We start from the raw sequence: 18,124 nt of genomic DNA on the forward strand, positions 1-18,124 counted from the left end.
CTTGTTTCTCACTCCGCGTGTCTCAGGAGGACGCCGTGCAACGCCCAAGCTCGATCGACTGGCCCATCTGGCATGACGATCCCTTGCATGAAGAGTCTTGGCACAATCCGGCGTGGCGCGGCGCGGTTGCACCACTGTGTCACGACATTGCGCTTGCCAACTATCTCGAAAGGCAAAAGGCCCACCGCGGATCAGTGGTTCGCCGGCTTGATCTCTCAGCCGTCATGGGCCGCGCATGCGTAACGATCGCGCGTGTCGGACGCGCTTTCCTCCAGCGATTGCGCCCGTTGCAGCGTAGCGGGGACCCTGCGAAGAATGCTTGAGTTGGTCGACGACATTGACTTGAGAATGTCGAGGGCCCACTCGGGATTCAGCAAGGCTCTGGGCCCATCGTGCGCGGCACCCGAGACCGGTGACATACTGCCCTATCCACGGACTGACCTTCCGACCCACAGGGCCGAACCCCGCCATGACCCCTTCTCCCACAACCGGGAGCAGGCAGGCTCGGTTGGTCGGCAATTTCGGGGCCGATCAAGTCGATGCGAGCGACAAGCCCTGAAAGTCATTTTTGAAGATCCAAGCCTCAAAGCTCCTGGTCTGCCTCTGGCCGCGTTTCCGCCGCCCGGTCATCGACGTTCGTTGCCCTGCGCGCTGTGCCGCCGTCTTGCGGCCAGCGGCCAAATGCGCGAATGTTGTCTTTGGACTTAGCCGACTTTTTTGACACGTTGACCGGAGTGGGCCATGCCGCTCGACATCGAGACCCGGTTTCTCTGCCTAGCGGATCTTGAACCGGCGGCACGAGAGGTATTGCCGCACGCAGTTTACGAGTTCATTGCTGGGGGTGCTGGCGACGAAATCACCAAGCGTGACAATGAAGCCGCATTCGACCGCATCAGATTAAGGCCGCGCGTGCTACGCGATGTGACAAGACTTGATACCGGGATCACGCTCTTCGGACAAAGTCTGCCGCATCCGATCATCCTGGCCCCAATAGCATATCAGCGGCTGGTGCATCCGGAAGGCGAGGTGGCAGCGGCGCGCGGCGCCGGAGTGGCGGAAGCGGTGTTCACTCTGGGTACCACGGCGACGGCGGCGATCGAGGATTGCGTGGCGGTGAGCCAGTCTCCAGTCTGGTTCCTGCTCTATTGGCAAAGCGATCGCGGTTTCAATGGCGAACTCGTATCGCGCATGGCGGCACTGGGCGCGAAGGCAATCAGCGTGACTGTCGACTTGCCAACGCCAGGCGATCGCCACAGGCAGTTCCGGGCAGGATTCAAAATTCCCGACAGCCTCGCAACGCCATACTTCAAGGACCGTAACACCGGCGTGCTCAAAGTTGGCACTGCGCAGCGGCGGGCGATGCCGACCTGGGCGGATATTGCCTGGCTGCGTTCGCTGACAACCCTACCGCTTATCCTGAAGGGCATTCTCGATCCTGACGATGCCGAGCAGGCAATCAGAACCGGTGCCGATGCCATCGTCGTCTCGAACCACGGTTCGCGCAACCTCGACACCCTGCCAGCGACCATCGACGCCCTGCCCGCCATCTCGGAGCGGGTAGCCGGGCGGATTCCCATCATCCTCGACGGCGGCGTGAGGCGTGGCACAGACGTTTTGAAGGCGATTGCCCTAGGGGCAAGCGCCGTCATGATTGGTCGCCCCTATGTCTACGCACTTGCAACGGATGGTGCCGACGGCGTAGCCTATTGTGTCCACCTGCTCCGCAGAGACTTCGAGGCGGCAATGGCGCTAACCGGCCGGGCGCGCATCGACGAGATCGACCGGTCGGCAATCTGGTGAAGCCCCAACTATTCCTCGGCATGTTCAGTATTGCAGATCTACGCTTTACTCCGTCCCGCTTTTTGTCCAGCCGAGCGCCCACTATATTGTCGCATTGTCGCCGATTCTGAGAATTTGGACAGAGAAGCCGATGGTCTGCTGTCGGCCCCACAACAGCCGTTTATGTTCATGGCGAATCGCCAACGCGCGTTGTCATAGTCCCACCCTGTGGTGGGCTGGTGCCATCACCAAATCTCACGCCACTCGCTGGCCGGCGGTAGCCGGGTGGCCCCGGAGTGATTGAAGTGCATGGCGCTGGGGCTGAAGGCGGTTGGGGCGTAGCTTGCGGTCGAATCTGTCCTGGCGGTCAGCCGCCGCGGCTCTCAGCGCCGTTGCATTGGCGCTACCCCGGGGCGAAAATGCTCTCCATGAAAGCAGTTCCCAGGCTCACCACACCAAGGCTCGTGCTTCGGACGCCGGGCGAGCGGGATATCCCGGCGTGGTTCGCGCGCGCGAGCGATGTCGAATCCGCCTCCCTTGCCGGCGATCCCGTTGCCGACGACATCAGCGCGGGCGCGCGATGGCTCGCCCTTGCGCGTCAGCAGTTCGCCGACGGCCGGGCGATCAAATGGTCGATAGACCAGACAGGCGTGGCGGACGCGATCGGGACGATAACCCTGTCCTTCGGCGCGGACGATGCCAGGTCGGCCGCATTGGGATTTGTGCTGGGGCGTGCGCATTGGGGGCAGGGGCTGGGCTCCGAGGCGGCACGCGAAGTGGTTCGCTACGCCTTCGAGAGCCTGGCGCTCGAACAGGTGACGGCCGAGGCGGCGGCGCGCAATGTCGCGTCGCTGCGGATCCTGGCGAAGCTCGGCTTCACACATGTCGACAGCTTCATCGACGAGTCCGACGGCGAGCAATGCGAGCGTTTCGTGCTCGACGCGCACATAGGACCGTAGGTCTTGGCGAACCAGGCTTAGAGTCATCGGAGCACGCCAAAGGCCACCGTGCTCTGCAAGTCAATCGCACGTGGTCGCCGCCTTGAGCGCTTCGGCACGGGACAATTGCGGCAGATCAGCGATCCGTCGAACGGATGCGTAGAACCTTGGATAATCGCCGGAGCATAAATCGAACAAGCGAATAAACGCAGGAACCTGTTCGCCATAGACAGACGTCGCGGCGAGCTTTGCGTTGTTGATCGGCGCGTTGAACCAGGCATCGTATCCCCGGTATCCGTGCCAGCTTCCGTCGCGCATTTGCCGGTAGCGCGTCCGCAACCTGTCGAGCGTGGCTGCCTTGGCCGCCGCCATCCCGTCGGGGGGCCGGGAGCTTTCATAGACCTGCCGCAACTCGTCGCGGGTTTTCGACACCAGTGCGAGAAAATCGGCGCTGCGCTTGCGATCGGCCTCGTAGCGGCGCAAGCCGGCGCGATCGCCGGCGGCGCGGAGCCATTTTCTCGTGCCGGTGGTTTCGACGGCGACCGCGAAAGCCTCATTGAATGCGGAATCGCCGTTCACATAGAGGCGCTGATGCGCCAGTTCATGAAAGACAAGGCTCGCCAGATAGGTGTCGTCCTGACGCAGCATGGTCGAGAGCAGCGGGTCGCTGGACCAGCCCAGCGTGGAATAGGCGGTGATGCCGGTGACATAGACGTCCAGCCCCTTTCCATGAAGTGCCATGGCGCTTTCGGTCGCGGATTTCCGATCGAAGTATCCCCGGTAGGGAACGCAGCCGAAAACCGGAAAGCACCATGTCTTGGGCGTGAGCGAGAATTGCGGGGCGGCAAAAACGGCCCAGGTCACGGCGTCCCGGTGGATGTCGACATAGCTGCGATAGCTGCTGTTGTCGGGCAGTGCCAGCTCATCCGTCGCGAACCGCCTTATGGCGCTCGCCGACGTCAGCTTGGCGCGCAATGCCTCCGGCGTCGAAGGGGCCTCGATCAGTTTTCCAACGTCCTGGCGCGCGGCCATGATCCGGACATGGCCCTCCAGCGATTGCGCGTAGTAGGAAACGCTGGTGCAGCCGCTCAGCGCGGACGCCATGACGGCCGCCGCAAACAATCGAAAAACGCGCTTCACTTCTTCCCCACCGCTTCGTCACCTGCCCATGGAGCACATGTTGCGCCCCAATGTCCAAACCGGCGCACCAATTTTCGTCAAGATCCATAGCGAGCAGCGGCGCGGACTGTCGACCCGGCTTCTGGCTGACGACAAATCTCCCCCACGGCTGACTCTTTTCCGGATCCTCAAACGTCTTAGCTACAGTGAAACACTGGAGCAGGGTCAAATGAGCCTCAGGGATAAGAAAATCGTGGTCACCGGCGGCAGCCGTGGGCTTGGCCTCGGATTGGTCGAAGCGCTTGTCGAGCAAGGTGCCGGCGTGACCGTGGTCGCGCGGGGCGCCGAGGCGCTGCAGGCGGTCGGTGCCCGGCTTGGGGTCGCCACCATCGCCGCCGATGTCACGGACGAGGACGCCGCCTATCGCATTCTTGGCGAGGTCCGCCCTGACATACTGGTGCTCAACGCCGGCGCCACGCCCCGGATGGGGCGGCTGGACCAGTTGAAGTGGGAGGATTTCTCCATCGCCTGGGAAACCGATGTCAGGGCCGGGCTCTACTGGCTGCAGGCGGCGCTGAACCTGCCGCTCGGGCCGGGCAGCCGGGTGCTGGTCGGGTCGAGCGGTGCGGCCGTGACCGGGTCGCAGATGTCGGGCGGTTATGGCGGCGCCAAGCGGATGCTCTGGTTCATGGCCAAATACGCCAATGGCGTAGCGCAGGAGAAAGGCCTCGGCATACGCTTCCAGGCGATCGTGCCGCGGCAGATGATCCTCGACACCGGGATCGGCGATGCGGCCGCCGGCGCCTATGCCGGCTCGATGGGCATCACGCCGGAACAATTCGTCACCCGCTTCGGCGCGCCGATGCCGCCCCGGGCTTTCGGCGACAGGGTGGTCTCGCTGCTGGAAGACCCGCAATATGGCGAGGGCGTCGTCTTTGGCCTCAGCGGCGACGCCGGGGTGACGATCATGGAGGGCGCCGGTCCTTGAGCGACGCGAAGCCAGCGGTGGAGCGCGACCGGCAGGAAGGGCTGCTTGCCCTTGCCACCGCCTTGCGGCCGGAGCTGCACCGCTATTGTTCGCGCCTGATGGGCTCGGTCATCGACGGCGAGGATGTCGTGCAGGACACGTTCGCGCGCGCCGTCGTTGCCCTGGAGGAGTTGTGTGAGGCGCCTCGGCTCAGACCCTGGCTGTTCCGGATCGCCCACAACCGCGCGCTTGACCTGTTGCGTAGCCGCGCGATCCGCGCCGCGGAGCCGATCGAGGCGGCGCTCGACATAGCCGACGAAGCCGACCCGGTGGAGGTGCTGATGCGCAGGCAAGCCGTGCAAACCGCCGTGTCGCGCTTCGCCGAGCTTCCGGTGACGCAACGCAGCGTGGTCATCCTCAGGGATGTGCTCGACGAGCCGCTGGCCGACATCGCCGCCCTGCTCGGCATCACGGTCGATGCGGTGAAGGCGCATCTGGCGCGCGGCCGCGCCCGGCTTCGGCGGATCAACGCCGAGGCCAATCCGCTTCCCGACGCGCGCATCGCATCGGCGGCCATCCTGCGCTACGTCAATCTGTTCAACCGACGCGACTGGGACGGTTTGCGCGCGCTGCTGGCCGACGATGTGAGGCTCCATCAGTCCACGCACAAGCCGCGCGCGGGGGCCGCCGACGTCGGCATGTTCTTCACCATCTACGCCAGGAGCGACGGCCTGTGGCTCAGGCCGGCATGGGTCGAGGGCCGCGAGGTGATCGCGGTGTTCGAAGACCGGGCCGACGCGAAACCCAGTCATTTCATGTGGCTGGAATGGCGCGACGGCCGGATCAGCTTCATTCGCGACTACCGTTATGTCCGGTACGTTCTCGACGACGCGGAACTGGTGCTGGCAAGGTGAGGCGCCGTGCCTTCACGGGATGAGGGCGGAGACCTCGCGGTCGGTCGGGCGCTCGCTCGCGGCCAGCCCGGAGGCCACGCCGGCGCGGTCGGCGGCGTTGCGGTTCTGGCTCATCTTGCGCTTGCCTTCGAGCCTGACGACCGGCATGCGCAGGCCGACAATGCCGCGAAGCTGCGACTGGATGAAGTCGGGCGGCGCGTCCGACACGGCCCAGGGCGCGGCGCGCGCGCCTTCATGCAGGTTGGTCAGCCGGGTGACGACTTCCAGCAGCCTGTCGGCATCCTCGAAGAACTCGACCGGACCGTAGGCGTGGACCGCCGCGTAGTTCCAGGTCGGCACGACCTTGCCGGTTTCCTGCTTGGTGGCGTACCAAGCCGGCGTCACATAGGCGTCCGGGCCCATGAAGATGGCGAGCCCGTCGCTGATCGCGGGAACGCGCCACTGCGGGTTGGCCCTGGCCAGATGGCCATGGATGACGCCGTGCTCGCCCTCGGTCTCATCGAGAAAAAGCGGCAGGGGGGTGGCGAGCGGCCCGTCCGCCGTGGCGGTGACGAGATTGGCCAGCCGCGCGGCGCGGATCGTGGCCATCAGGCTGTCCTTGTCGTCGTCGCGGAAGGCGGGCGGCGTGTACATTTTCGAACTCCTCGCATTGCCCTCACAGATGCCACACAATCCGGCCCGTTGGGAATATCCAGTTCGAGGCATCCAGGTGGCCAGTTGACAGAGCTTTGCGGCGGAGCTGGCCGGCGTGCCGCTGAGATCAGCCGAGAAGGTTGCGCGCGGTCCTCATGAAGATCTTCGAGCCGATCGGGATCAGGTCGTCGGGAAAGTCATAGTCGGGATTGTGCAGGGCAGGGTGCCGCTCGCCGGCACCGAGGAAGAACATCGCCGACCTGGCGCTGTGGCCGAACAGGCCGAAATCCTCCGAGGCGCGCATCGGCAAGGCTTCCTCGCCATGCGCGACGCTCTCTTCATCGAGGGCGCGCCGCAGGTGCTCGACCGCATCCGGTGCGTTGACGCTGGCGACGAAGATCTCGTGATAATCCCAGCTGGCGGAGAGGCCGTGGCGGCCGGCAATCTCCTTGACCAGGGTTTCGGCGGCGGCGCAGAGGTCCGCCATGCGCTCGTCGCGGCGGGTGCGCAGCGTCGCCCAGACCTCGGCGTGGGCGGGCGCGATGCCGAACACGGCTTCCCCCATCCGCGCATGGGTGACGGTGACCATGGAGAAATCATCGTCGGCGAAAGTCGCGCGGCCGAGCGCGGGCAGGGCCGGCATCAGCTCCGAGATCGCCGGCATGGGCGAGGTTCCGGTCTCGGGCATGGAGGAATGCGCGGTCTTGCCCTCCAGCACGATGCGCATGCCGCGCGAGGCGCAATTGACCACGCCGGGCTTGAGCCTGACCTCGCCGAACGGCACGCCAGGCAGATTGTGCAGCGAGAAGGCGAAATCCGGCGCGATCTCGCCAAAGCGCGGATCGGCGACGACGCCGGCCGCGCCATTGCCGGTTTCCTCGGCGGGCTGGAACATCAGCACGACGCGGCCGCTGGCGGGACGTTCGCGGCCGAACTGGCGGCCAAGGGCGGCCAGGATGGCGGTGTGCCCGTCATGGCCGCACATATGCGACTTGCCAGGAATTTGCGATGCATGCGGCACGCCGGACAGTTCCTCGATGGGCAGCGCGTCGAGTTCGGACCGAAACAGGACGGTTGGTCCGTTTTTGCCGCTGTCGTAGATGGCCGCGACGCCGTTGCCGCCGAGGCCGGTCAGCACCTTGTCCGGCCCGGTGTCGGCGAGGAAGGAGACGACCTCTTTCGCCGTCTTCTCCTCTTCGTTCGAGATTTCCGGCTGCCGGTGCAGCTTGCGCCGCCATTCGGTCAGTTCGACAATGTCGCGATTGGTCAGGGTCATGGTCTTTCGCCTCCACTGCGGTCCTCTGCTAACGATAAACGGCCGTGCTTGCCACAGTCCAAGTCCCGGGCTTTGGCGGGCCAGGCCTCGCGACCGGTCTACTTCACGCGGTTGGGGCAGAGCGCCTTGAACTGGTCCAGCGTATAGTCGTAGCCCGAGGCGCCGGAGCCATCCAGCACCACTTTCTCGTCGACGGCGGTGATCCGGTAATCGGTCGTCACATCCGTGCCCTTGTTGCGGCCCTGGAACAGCATGGCGGCGCCATAGAAGGTGGTGAATTCGCCGGTCTTGCAGTTGGCGGTGATTTCGAAATGCAGGGGCGCCTTCATTTCCGCATCAATGCACTCCTCGGTGAAATCATGGCCATATTCGCGGCAGTAGAGGCGGGCCTTCCGCCTGTCGTGCCTGGCCAGGATGCTGGCGTGCGTGGAGCCGAGGCCCGACTTTTTGACGATGGTAAGCTCCATTCCAACCCGGGCGCCGTAATAGAGCGTCGCGGCGCCAGCCGGCGCGGCCAGCATCACGGCGCAAAGCACAGCCAACAGACGTCGCATGGAAACTCCTCCCTTGGCCGGGAAGGATTGACGCACGGGGCGGGGCGGTCAAGCCCCAATTGGCCCCACTGGCTGACGCTTCCCGGCCATGTTCCAGGTCGAGTGGACTGCATTTTGCCGCACCTGGCCCAATCGCCTCGGCTCGGGAAACGGATGGTCATTATGAGACGATTGTTTATAACGGTCGCTGAAAATCGCGATACCAAGGGGAGACGATGCGCTACATACGTCCGCTTTCAATCGAAGACGCCGTCGGCCAACTGGCCGGATCGGCCGGCCCCGCCGCCATCCTTGCCGGTGGCAGTGACCTCCTGGTGAGGATGAAGGGCGGCTTTGTCGAACCCGAACTGATCGTCGACATCAAGTCGATCGCCGGCTTGCGCGACATCAGGGAAACCGCCGACGGCTTCAGCATCGGCGCCGCCGTGCCTTGCGCCGTGCTGGGCGAGAACGCCGGCTTGAAGAAGGCCTGGCCTGGCGTGGTCGAAGCGGCCAAGCTGATCGGCTCGAAGCAGGTGCAGGGACGCTGCACCATTGTCGGCAATCTGTGCAACGCCTCGCCGGCGGCCGACAGCGTTCCGGCGCTGGTGGCTGCGGGCGCCAAGGCCGTGGTCGTCGGCCCGTCGGGCAAGCGCACCATTGCCGTCGAGACGGTGCCGACCGCGCCGGGCCGGACAGCGCTCGCCAAGGGCGAGATCATCGAGGCGATCCTGCTCGGCAAGCCCGCGCCGCGTTCGGCCGATGCGTATCTCAGGTTCATTCCGCGCACGGAGATGGACATCGCCGTGGTCAGCGCCGGCGTCAACCTGACGCTGGACGGTGCTGGCGTCGTGACGGCGGCCCGCGTGGCGATCGGCGCCGCCGCGCCGACCGTGCTTTTGGTGGAAGAAGCGGCCGAGGCCCTGATCGGCCGCAAGCTCGACGAAGCAGCGCTGGAGCGGCTGGCCAAGGTCTGCGCCGGCGCCTGCCGGCCGATCGACGATAAAAGAGGCACAATCGAATTCAGGCGCAAGGTTGCGGGCGTGCTGGCCAGGCGGGCCGCACAGACCGCCTATGCACGTGCAGGAGGCAAATGATGGCTGGCGTAGCGGTTTCAACCACGATCAACGGCGACAATGTCGAATATCTCTGCCAGCCCGACGAGACGCTGCTCGACGTGCTGCGTGACCGGCTGGGACTGACCGGCGCCAAGGAAGGCTGCGGCACGGGCGATTGCGGCGCCTGCAGCGTCATCGTCGACGACCGGCTGGTCTGTTCCTGCCTGGTGCTCGGCGCGGAAGCGGAAGGCCGCCGCATCGAGACCGTCGAGGGCATGGCGCATGGCGACCGGTTGCACCCGCTGCAGCAGAAATTCCTGGAGCACGCCGCATTGCAATGCGGCATCTGCACGCCAGGTTTCCTGATCGCGGCCAAGGACCTCTTAGCCAAGAACCCCGACCCGACCGAGGAGGAAATCCGCTTCGGCCTGGCCGGCAATCTCTGCCGCTGCACCGGCTACGACAAGATCGTGCGCGCCGTCCAGGACGCGGCCATCGTTATGAAGGGAGCCTGAGATGAATTTCGATCCGCGTTTTTCGGGGCGTAAATTCGCATCCGTCGGCACGCGCCCGATCCGCCCCGACGGTGTCGACAAGGTGACCGGCCGCGCCCGCTACGGCGCCGACTTCAACATGGCCGGCCAGTTGGTCGGCCGCGTGCTGCGCAGCCCGCACGCGCATGCCAAGATCCGCAAGATCGACACTTCGAAGGCGGAAGCGCTTCCCGGCGTCAAGGCGGTGATCACCGCCGCCGACCTGCCCGACCTCACCGATGGCGATGCCGCCATGTACGACATCCTCGACAATTGCATGGCGCGCACCAAGGCGCTCTATGACGGCCATGCGGTGGCCGCCGTCGCCGCGATCGATGCGCGCACCGCGCGGCAAGCGCTGAAGCTGATCGAGGTCGACTACGAGGTGCTGCCGCATGTCACCGACGTCGACGAGGCGATGGCGCACCACGCGCCGCTGATCAACGACACGATCTTCACCGAAGGGCTGGAGGAAAAGCCGGTCAAGCCCTCCAACGTCACCAAGCGCTCGCAATTCGGCCATGGCGACGTCCATCAGGGTTTCGGGGCTGCCGACTTCATCGTCGAGCGCTCGTTCAAGACCGAGCAGACGCACCAGGGCTACATCGAGCCGCATGCCTGCGTGGCCAATGTCAGTTCCGACGGCACGGCGGATCTCTGGGTCTGCACGCAGGGCCATTTCGTCTATCGCCAGCACTGCGCCCAGTTGCTCGGCATGGAAGCCTCGAAGCTGCGCGTCACCTCGTCGGAGATCGGCGGCGGTTTCGGCGGCAAGACCCATGTCTGGGCCGAGCCGGTGGCGCTCGCCCTGTCGCGCAAGGCCGGACGCCCGGTGAAGCTGGTGATGACCCGCGACGAGGTGTTCCGCGCCTCGGGTCCGACCAGCGCCACCTCGATCGATGTCAAGATCGGCGCCCGCAAGGACGGCACCATCACGGCGGCGGAAGCGACGCTGCGCTACAGCGCCGGCCCCTATGCCGGCTCCTGGGCCGAGATCGGCGCCATGACGGCGTTCGCCTGCTATCGTCTCGACAACGTGAAGACGGTGGGCTTCGAAGTGCTGGTCAACCGGCCGAAGACCGCCGCCTATCGCGCGCCCTCGGCGCCGATGGCGGCCTTCGCGGTGGAAAGTGCCGTCGACGAGCTCGCCAAGGAGCTCGGCATGGATCCGGTCGAGTTCCGCATCAGGAACGCCGCCCAGGAAGGCACGCGGTCGTCCTACGGCCCGGTCTACGGCCCGATCGGCATCGGCCCGACGCTGGAAGCGGTGAAGAGCCATGCGCACATGAAGGCGCCGCTGAAGGAGAACCAGGGGAGGGGCATGGCCTGCGGCTTCTGGTTCAATTTCGGCGGCCAGACCTGCGTGGACTTGAACATCGGCATGGACGGCTCGGTGTCGCTGGCCGTCGGCACCGTCGATGTCGGCGGTTCGCGCGCGTCGCTGTCGCTGGTCGCGGCGGAGGAGCTCGGCATCGACTATTCCCAGCTCAAGGCGGTGGTCGCCGACACCTCGTCCCTCGGTTACAACGACATGACCGACGGCAGCCGCGGCACCTTCTCGTCCTCGATGGCGACCATCTCGGCCGCACGCAACGCGATAAAAATCCTGCGCGAGCGCGCCGCGCAGATGTGGGACATCTCCGTCGACGACGTGATCTGGGAACAGGGCCACGCGGTCGCCAAGGGCGAGAAGCACGGCAATCTCGGCAAGCTGTCGCTGAAGGAGATCGCGGCCAAATCGGGCACCACGGGCGGGCCGATCGCCGGCCATAGCGAGCTCGTCGCCGACGGCGCCGGCGTCTCCTTCGCCACCCATATATGCGACGTCGAGGTCGACCCCGAGACGGGTTCGACCAAGGTGATCCGCTACACGGTGGTGCAGGATGCCGGCAAGGCGGTGCACCCGACCTATGTCGAGGGCCAGTACCAGGGCGGTGCGGCGCAAGGCATCGGCTGGGCGCTCAACGAGGAGTATATTTACGGCAAGGACGGAAGGCTGCAGAACGCCGGTTTCCTCGACTACCGCATCCCGGTGTGCTCCGACCTGCCGATGATCGACACGCAGATCCTGGAAATTCCCAACCCCAATCACCCCTATGGCGTGCGCGGCGTCGGCGAAACCTCGATCGTGCCGCCGCTGGCGGCGATCGCCAACGCGGTGTCGAACGCGGCCGGCGTGCGCATGACCCACATCCCGATGTCGCCGCCACGGATTCTCGCGGCGATCGAGGCCGAGCGGGAAGGGTAAGGCGAAAGCTAGGGATAAGGTGTGTTGAGATTCAGGTCAGGTCGAGCCGAAAGTGGCGGGTTCCGAGAACCGGAGCGGAGCGTACTTGAAGTACGTGAGCACCGGAAGCGCAGGAACCTGCCATTTGCAGGCCGGCCTCACCTGAATATCGGCACACCTTAAGCGATGGTCGAAGTCACGCTCTGGGGCGCGCTCAGCCAGCTTGCCGGGGGCCAGAGCAAGGTCGAGGTCGAGGCCAAGGACATCAGGGAGCTGTTCAGGAAACTGGCTGAACAGTATCCCGGCCTGGAGCCATGGATCGAGAAGGGGATCGCGGTGGCGATTGATGGGGTGATTTATAGGGATACGTGGGGGAAGGAATTGCCGGCGGGAGCGGAGATATTTTTGCTGCCGCGGCTGGCTGGGGGGTGAGGGGGAGATGCCTCGGCACCATTAACACGAAGCTCTCGAACGCCTTGGTGGGGCGCGGAGCGGACAGACACCTAGCAGGTGTTGCAACTTCGGAAAACGTGTCGTCTACCCTGTCGACCCCTAGCTCTTCTTCCTGCGGTTGTAGATACGAATTTCGTCTGTAAAGAACGTCGGCTTGGAGGAAGAAATAATGGACCGCGATTCCAACCATTCGACTAGCTCAAGATTTTCGGACGTTGTCGGTATCGTTGGTTGCTTCCAACCTGGCTCAATCTCCGAAAATGGCTTAGGCAATTGATTGAGCGTTGCCGATACCTCTTCGTCCGACAACGCCTTCTGGAATCTGTTAAACAGCGAAATCTGGGCCGCAATTGGCTTAGAGTGTACAATTAGAGCTTGAGCCGCCTCCGCACTCAGGCCACCAAAATCTGCAACGACACGGTGGAATATCTGTCCGATAATCGACGCGCGATCTGGCAAACTGGCCAACGACGTTAAATCCATATCGGCAATGATCTTTATCTTTCGATCGTCACTAATTTTTGAATTCAAAAGCTTCTGACGAAAATTGTCGTCCAACGCAAACTTTGTTTTGTCGTCTAGATAGCGATCAATGTTGCTTGCGACATAAAGAACTTGCAGGTTTTGTTTCTCAACTAAGAATGCGAAGCTGTCTTCCGAAAATGTTATTGTCCTCTCCTCAATCAATATTTGCAACTTGTCCAAGCTAACTCCGCTTGGGAACTGCTTGAATTGCTTTGGAAGGGCTCGGATATAGGTCCTATAGGTACTATCGCTAAAATCACTATTGTTCAGCAGGAATTGGCGCAATGGCAGGGCAGAACCCTGATCCGCCACAGCGGTTGAAGAAAGAATGGACAGGGATTCGTTGTGATCCAAATAGGCTGTGAGTGTCACCGGATCAAAATTCTCGCCGGTCAAATATGCCAAGCAATTCTCCCACGACGCTTCTATCTTTCGGCGGCCAAACATCATCGAATGTAGACGTGTAGGAATTTGATCGAGTGAGGGCAGCTTTGCGGATTGCTTCGCGATAAACTGTTCAAGATATTTACTATCGATTTCATCATGGTTGGTCACCTCAATGATCGCCCACACCTCCTCTTCGGTGTTGGTGTTTAATTGAAGAAGAACGTTCTTCAGATACAGAGAAAACTCACTTTTAATTTTGTCGACCAGGGCCGGGTTCTCGGTTCTCAATACAGTTGTATAATGCTTAACTTGCAAGTCGCGTATAGCGGTTAAACCATACACGTCTCGAAACACGAACTCCAAGTTCTCAATAGAAAGTTCGTATTGCCCCTCTTCGGCTATCAGCCGAGCTATGGCCGGGTACTCCCTTATGCTTCTGAGATCTTTCAGCTCGAATTTAAGCAGTGCCAATCGACCAGGTTCAAAGTCGACCCCCAAAACCAAGATTTTGGACAGGTTGGTGGCAATATTCTCAGATATTCCAGAAGCCTTCTGATGCAGCGATGCAATATCCTTGTCCGGCAAATACGCAATCATCCGCGCAATATGGCTAGCACTGTCAGGAGACGAAATCGCGGTAGACACGAATCCTGGCCACCTGCTGGTTAGAGCAGATATCAGTTCGGTGACCCGTTTTCCTCTTTCATAATAGATTGAGAAGAATGTGCCACACATGGAAAAATTCGAAGAGATGTAGGCAATCAACTTCTCAATCTGCGGGACATATTCGCGTGGTTCACTGAACATGCAGTCAACTAGAGCTTTGTTGAGTGTGAAAGGCTGACGGAAATCGTCTTCGCGCATTGCCGCGATAACTTCTTTAGGATTGTCGATCTGAAAATCTGGTGCCGGATTGTTGAAGCTTCGTATCTGAATCAGGTACTTGTTATCATTTGGGGACAGGCGCCCCGAATGGAATAAAGACGTGTATTGATAATAGCTATCGTCAAGAAATCCCTCAAAAACCAAGAATTTCACCAGCTCTTTATTCTCACCAAAAGCCTCGAACAGCCCTTGCGTGCCGTTGGCGTCACTCCGAATGATCTCGTTGAATTTTGTCGTACGCAGCGTCGAGATTTTTGCCCTCAGATCTCGAACGGCTAGTGCGGCCACATCCTTGGATTCGCCGGACTTGTGATGGAGTTCTGCTTTCCGTTCTTGGTAGCTTTTTTCAGAATTGACCTCTTTTTGTAAGCCGCTGATGTTGACCCTCTGCAAGTGACCCTGCGGCGTACGAAATACGATCTCTGGCGTCTCAATGAGTTCGTCGAATTGTTGATGGTTTCCAATTAACTGTATTGCGTCGTTCCGGACACCATTGAATTCGACCATGGTGTAACCGGATGGAGCTTTGGATAGCAAAGTCATTGCATAAATCTTGCGGAGCTCGTCCAAATCTGTTGGTAATTGCTTTTCGGCATTGCTAATATTGATCTCTAATTCATATATCTTGTTCTTATAACTTATCTCAGAGGCCACGACATATTCGTCATGCCTACGGAGTATATCTGCGAGCTTTCCTTTTTCACGGTGCAGTTCTTCAAAGTCACTCGGGAGTACATTCTTGTAAATCAGGATAGCGAGCAGCTTGTTCGCGTCGAGAATATTCTCACCATCCGTCTCCAGATTTGCGACGTAAACAGCGTACTCATTGAAGATATTTTGTATCAACCGCAGATCATTAAGGTAGCGCGATACCTCGCGCAGAAACTGACGACCAAGCCGCTTGTCTAGGGACAAACGCTCCCCTTGTTCGATAACTTTGTCGATCGAGTTGGAGCTGTTTATAATCGGGATCACCGGAACGATAAATTCAAAGAATTTTGTCCGATCCGTGTTCACGAACATGTTGTCGCGAAGCGCATAAAGGAAACGTATCTGCCGCTTCACGCCTGCATTGGCATTTATGAGACTGTTTATCTCGCGTAGGGTTACAAAGACGTCTGGATTATTAAATCTATCTAAATCTTCGATAATAACGAGGTCATATTTGGTTGATTGGAAGAAATATACGATTTCATCCAAGTGTCGATTCAAAATTGACTCTTCTGCCGCAGTCTCTGGAGTGATCTCGATATCTCGTAGAGATATACTCTTCAGCGATACACCTAAGCTCTTTATGTATATGTAATGCAATAATTGCCACAGAAACAAGAACCCGACCGAAAAGCTAACGAAGTTAAACCAGTTATTATGGTCTTGAGATCTGAAAAAAGCTCCACTCGAGATTTCAGTGCTGTTCTGCAGTAAGTGCCAGCAGGCGATCAAGCCAACGATAATGAACAAGGAAATGAACCAGGACGACCATCGCGGCGACTGAATTCTCTTAAACCGTGATAGGGGTAGGTTATTGGCATCTGCGCCGTAGAGCATCTGTTGCAGGATGCTCCGTTCAATTTCCTGCTTGCTAACGGTGCCTCGTTGGGGCCGCCTACCCTCAGTTGTTGTGACCGATCCGTCAGCTTCAGGCAAGAAGGCCGCAAGAGATATTTGGAGGACTGGCCTTTCGTATTTGGTCAGGAATGTTTTTATGATGCTGCTTTTTCCTGAGCCGTATGGTCCGGTTAGCGCAATATTCGATACATTCGGATTGTTGGTTGCATAGGTTAGAGCATCCGAATAGATGCCGGACTCATCTGCCTTGTCGGTCGGTGCAAGATCGACGTATCTTGGGGGTGGGGCGCCTGCGTCATGGTCGGTTAAGCGAAGCCATAGCTTTGAAAAAAAGGTCAAATTGGCTCACCGACTCCGAGATTCAGATGTTCATATTTTGTACCAAAATCGTTGACGGCTTCAAACATGAATCGGCTGTCGCGCACAGAATTCCAGAATACGCGGCTTCCGTCGTAAAGATAGAAGCACTGACCTTTGCCTAGATCGCTTCGGCGTCGACGCTGGGACCTAAACGCTCTTTTCTTACGACCCGTCGAATGACGGCTCATAGGATATCGTTGGCGAAGTCGACTAGAGGTCCGCCCACCCCCCGTCTGCCTCACGCAAGGTCGCCATGATCGCGGCAATCAGTCTTCAATCTCGCGTCTGTTTGCCAGCATCGCATTGCGCGCGATGCCAGGCGGAATCCCGGTTGCGACCTTCGATCCAACGCAATTCATACCGAAACCCGTTCCCGCCGCTTCCTAAGCCCCAACCGCCCAGCCGCCTGCGCCCGCACATACACCAACCCCGCCACCGCCAGATCCCCAACAGCCAGCCCCCGGAACACAAACGCCGTCGTCTCGCCCGGGCTCTCCCGCCCCGCAAAGTCCCCACAAACCAGCCCGGTCAAATCGCCCACAACCAGCGCCGGGTCGACCATCGGCTTGGCCATGTTTCTTTCCTGTTCCAGATCGTCGACGATGATGCGGTCGAAGCGGGGCATGGTCTCTCGCAGCCAGGGCAGGGCCTGGTCGGTCATCACGGCGAAGCTGCCTGGCTTCAGCCAGTTGGCGTCGAGGAAGGGTTCGGGTTTGGGCACCAGGGTCACCGTCGTCACCACCATGTCGGCGCCTTCGATGGCGGCCCTTGCGGTATCGCAGGGCACGGCGTCCAGACCCCGCGAGCGTGCCATTTGGCACAGCGCGTCGCGGTTGGCGGTGCCGCGGCCGAAGGCGCGGATTTCGCGCAAGGGGAAGTGGTCGGCGAATGCCTCTAAATGTCCACGCGCTTGCACCCCGCAGCCGATGAAGGCAAGGGATGACGCATCGCCGCGCGCCATGCGCCTGGCGGCGACGGCGCTCAGGGCGGCCGTGCGCTTCTCGGTCACCCAATTGCCGTCGACCAGCGCAAGCGGCAGGCCGGTCTCGGCGTCGAGCAGCGTGATCAGCGAATTGAGCGTCGGCAGTCCGCGCCCGGCGTTGCGCGGATTGACGACCAGCGATTTCGTCGCCAGCACGGGCGGCGTGGAGGCGACGCCCAGCGTCGCCATGATGTAGCGGTCGTCGCCCGGCAGCACGACCGCCTTCGGCGCGCACCAGACCTCGCCGCGCCGCTGGCCGACGATCTGGCGTTCGATCTCGTCGACCATGTCGACTGTCGAGATCGCCATGCGGTCGAGCAGCCGGGAAGACAGATAGGGCAAGGTTTCGGCGGGGGGATTGTTCATTTTGTCATTTCCATGGGGACGATCAGACTACACGATGTGGGCGGGGCCGAAAGCCTCGCGGCGCCGGCGGCGTGCCGGCATGCCTGGGAGGCGGGAACCGCGTCCAGCGGGTGCCGATCTTCCCGGGGGCCGAGCGGCAGTCGGTGACCTTGCTTAAGACCGCGCTCTCGGGCTGAATGGCGGGAGGAGGAGGGCATCGAGATGAGCCAAGACAGTCCACGGCCACTTGCCGAGATCGCCAGCTATCACGCGCATGTCTATTTCGACGGGCAGGCCGAGCGGCAGCATGCCGAATGGCTGCGGCAGCGCATCGCGGAACGATTCCGCGTGCGCCTGGGCAATTGGCACGACAGACAAATCGGGCCGCATGACAAGGCCATGTACCAGGTCTCCTTCGCGACCGGGATCTTCGGCGCGCTGGTTCCGTGGCTGATGCTGAACCATGGCGGCCTGAGCATCCTCGTCCACCCGAACACGAGCAATCCCAAGCGCGACCATCTGGTCGATCCCATCTGGATCGGCCGGCCGCTGGCGGTGCATGGCGACGTGCTTCCGGACGACCATGAGGCGGAAGAAGCGCTGGAACCCAACACCGAGCCGTCCCTGCCGGCGTAGACCGG

At 61.3% G+C, this 18,124-nt stretch carries 15 protein-coding genes; 9 read left to right on the forward strand and 6 right to left on the reverse strand.

Translation table 11 applies throughout. The annotated features are described in order from the left end of the window. Nucleotides 1-741: 741 nt before the first annotated feature. Both LB555_RS28080 and LB555_RS28085 read left to right on the forward strand, forming a co-directional pair. On the forward strand, nt 742-1,800 hold the full coding sequence (locus LB555_RS28080) for an alpha-hydroxy acid oxidase (protein ID WP_140665969.1): 1,059 nt from the start codon (nt 742-744) through the stop codon (nt 1,798-1,800). Between the two features lie 407 nt (nt 1,801-2,207). Beyond that, nucleotides 2,208-2,738, forward strand: a complete 531-nt coding sequence (locus LB555_RS28085; protein ID WP_224684269.1) for a GNAT family N-acetyltransferase — start codon at nt 2,208-2,210, stop codon at nt 2,736-2,738. Between the two features lie 60 nt (nt 2,739-2,798). On the opposite strand, the gene LB555_RS28090 is transcribed toward LB555_RS28085, so the two are convergent. Beyond that, a complete protein-coding gene (locus LB555_RS28090; RefSeq protein WP_224684270.1) occupies nt 2,799-3,821 on the reverse strand; it encodes an aminopeptidase in 1,023 nt (340 codons plus the stop codon). Between the two features lie 244 nt (nt 3,822-4,065). Here LB555_RS28090 and LB555_RS28095 point away from each other — a divergent pair, with 244 nt between their 5' ends. Both LB555_RS28095 and LB555_RS28100 read left to right on the forward strand, forming a co-directional pair. Continuing rightward, nucleotides 4,066-4,824: an SDR family NAD(P)-dependent oxidoreductase gene (locus tag LB555_RS28095; protein WP_224684271.1), complete on the forward strand. Its 759-nt coding sequence runs from the start codon at nt 4,066-4,068 to the stop codon at nt 4,822-4,824. Further along, nucleotides 4,821-5,717 (forward strand): sigma-70 family RNA polymerase sigma factor, encoded by an 897-nt coding sequence (locus tag LB555_RS28100; RefSeq protein WP_224684272.1) that lies wholly within the window; start codon nt 4,821-4,823, stop codon nt 5,715-5,717. The genes LB555_RS28095 and LB555_RS28100 overlap by 4 nt, the downstream gene beginning before the upstream one ends. 12 nt (nt 5,718-5,729) lie before the next feature. On the opposite strand, the gene LB555_RS28105 is transcribed toward LB555_RS28100, so the two are convergent. The 3 genes from LB555_RS28105 to LB555_RS28115 all read right to left on the reverse strand — a co-directional run bounded on the left by LB555_RS28105 (nt 5,730) and on the right by LB555_RS28115 (nt 8,180). After that, complete coding sequence (locus LB555_RS28105; RefSeq protein ID WP_224684273.1) at nt 5,730-6,350, reverse strand: FMN-binding negative transcriptional regulator; 621 nt, start codon at nt 6,348-6,350, stop codon at nt 5,730-5,732. Nucleotides 6,351-6,477: 127 nt separating this feature from the next. Next, nucleotides 6,478-7,626, reverse strand: coding sequence for an amidohydrolase (locus LB555_RS28110; RefSeq protein ID WP_015316738.1), 1,149 nt, complete (start codon nt 7,624-7,626; stop codon nt 6,478-6,480). 98 nt (nt 7,627-7,724) lie between these two features. Then, nucleotides 7,725-8,180 (reverse strand): hypothetical protein, encoded by a 456-nt coding sequence (locus tag LB555_RS28115; RefSeq protein WP_224684274.1) that lies wholly within the window; start codon nt 8,178-8,180, stop codon nt 7,725-7,727. Between the two features lie 215 nt (nt 8,181-8,395). Between LB555_RS28115 and LB555_RS28120 the strand changes: the two genes are divergently transcribed. The 4 genes from LB555_RS28120 (at nt 8,396) to LB555_RS28135 (ending at nt 12,409) form a co-directional block, all read left to right on the forward strand. Beyond that, complete coding sequence (locus LB555_RS28120; protein WP_224684275.1) at nt 8,396-9,256, forward strand: FAD binding domain-containing protein; 861 nt, start codon at nt 8,396-8,398, stop codon at nt 9,254-9,256. Continuing rightward, nucleotides 9,256-9,732, forward strand: coding sequence for a (2Fe-2S)-binding protein (locus tag LB555_RS28125; protein WP_015316741.1), 477 nt, complete (start codon nt 9,256-9,258; stop codon nt 9,730-9,732). The genes LB555_RS28120 and LB555_RS28125 overlap by 1 nt, the downstream gene beginning before the upstream one ends. Nucleotide 9,733: 1 nt before the next feature. Continuing rightward, on the forward strand, nt 9,734-11,998 hold the full coding sequence (locus tag LB555_RS28130) for a xanthine dehydrogenase family protein molybdopterin-binding subunit (RefSeq protein ID WP_224684276.1): 2,265 nt from the start codon (nt 9,734-9,736) through the stop codon (nt 11,996-11,998). Nucleotides 11,999-12,163: 165 nt separating this feature from the next. Then, the gene (locus LB555_RS28135) at nt 12,164-12,409 is read left to right on the forward strand and encodes a MoaD/ThiS family protein (protein WP_224684277.1); all 246 of its coding nucleotides are present in this window, start codon (nt 12,164-12,166) and stop codon (nt 12,407-12,409) included. Nucleotides 12,410-12,529: 120 nt separating this feature from the next. Here the strand turns inward: LB555_RS28135 and LB555_RS28140 are convergent, their stop codons facing one another. Both LB555_RS28140 and LB555_RS28145 read right to left on the reverse strand, forming a co-directional pair. After that, a complete protein-coding gene (locus tag LB555_RS28140) occupies nt 12,530-16,135 on the reverse strand; it encodes an ATP-binding protein (RefSeq protein ID WP_224684278.1) in 3,606 nt (1,201 codons plus the stop codon). 376 nt (nt 16,136-16,511) lie between these two features. Continuing rightward, nucleotides 16,512-17,504: an ornithine cyclodeaminase family protein gene (locus LB555_RS28145; protein WP_263489349.1), complete on the reverse strand. Its 993-nt coding sequence runs from the start codon at nt 17,502-17,504 to the stop codon at nt 16,512-16,514. 201 nt (nt 17,505-17,705) lie between these two features. Here LB555_RS28145 and LB555_RS28150 point away from each other — a divergent pair, with 201 nt between their 5' ends. Further along, a complete protein-coding gene (locus tag LB555_RS28150; protein WP_224684279.1) occupies nt 17,706-18,119 on the forward strand; it encodes a DOPA 4,5-dioxygenase family protein in 414 nt (137 codons plus the stop codon). Nucleotides 18,120-18,124: the final 5 nt, after the last annotated feature.

The organism is Mesorhizobium sp. BR-1-1-10 (genome assembly GCF_020165595.1).
Lineage (GTDB): Bacteria > Pseudomonadota > Alphaproteobacteria > Rhizobiales > Rhizobiaceae > Mesorhizobium > Mesorhizobium australicum.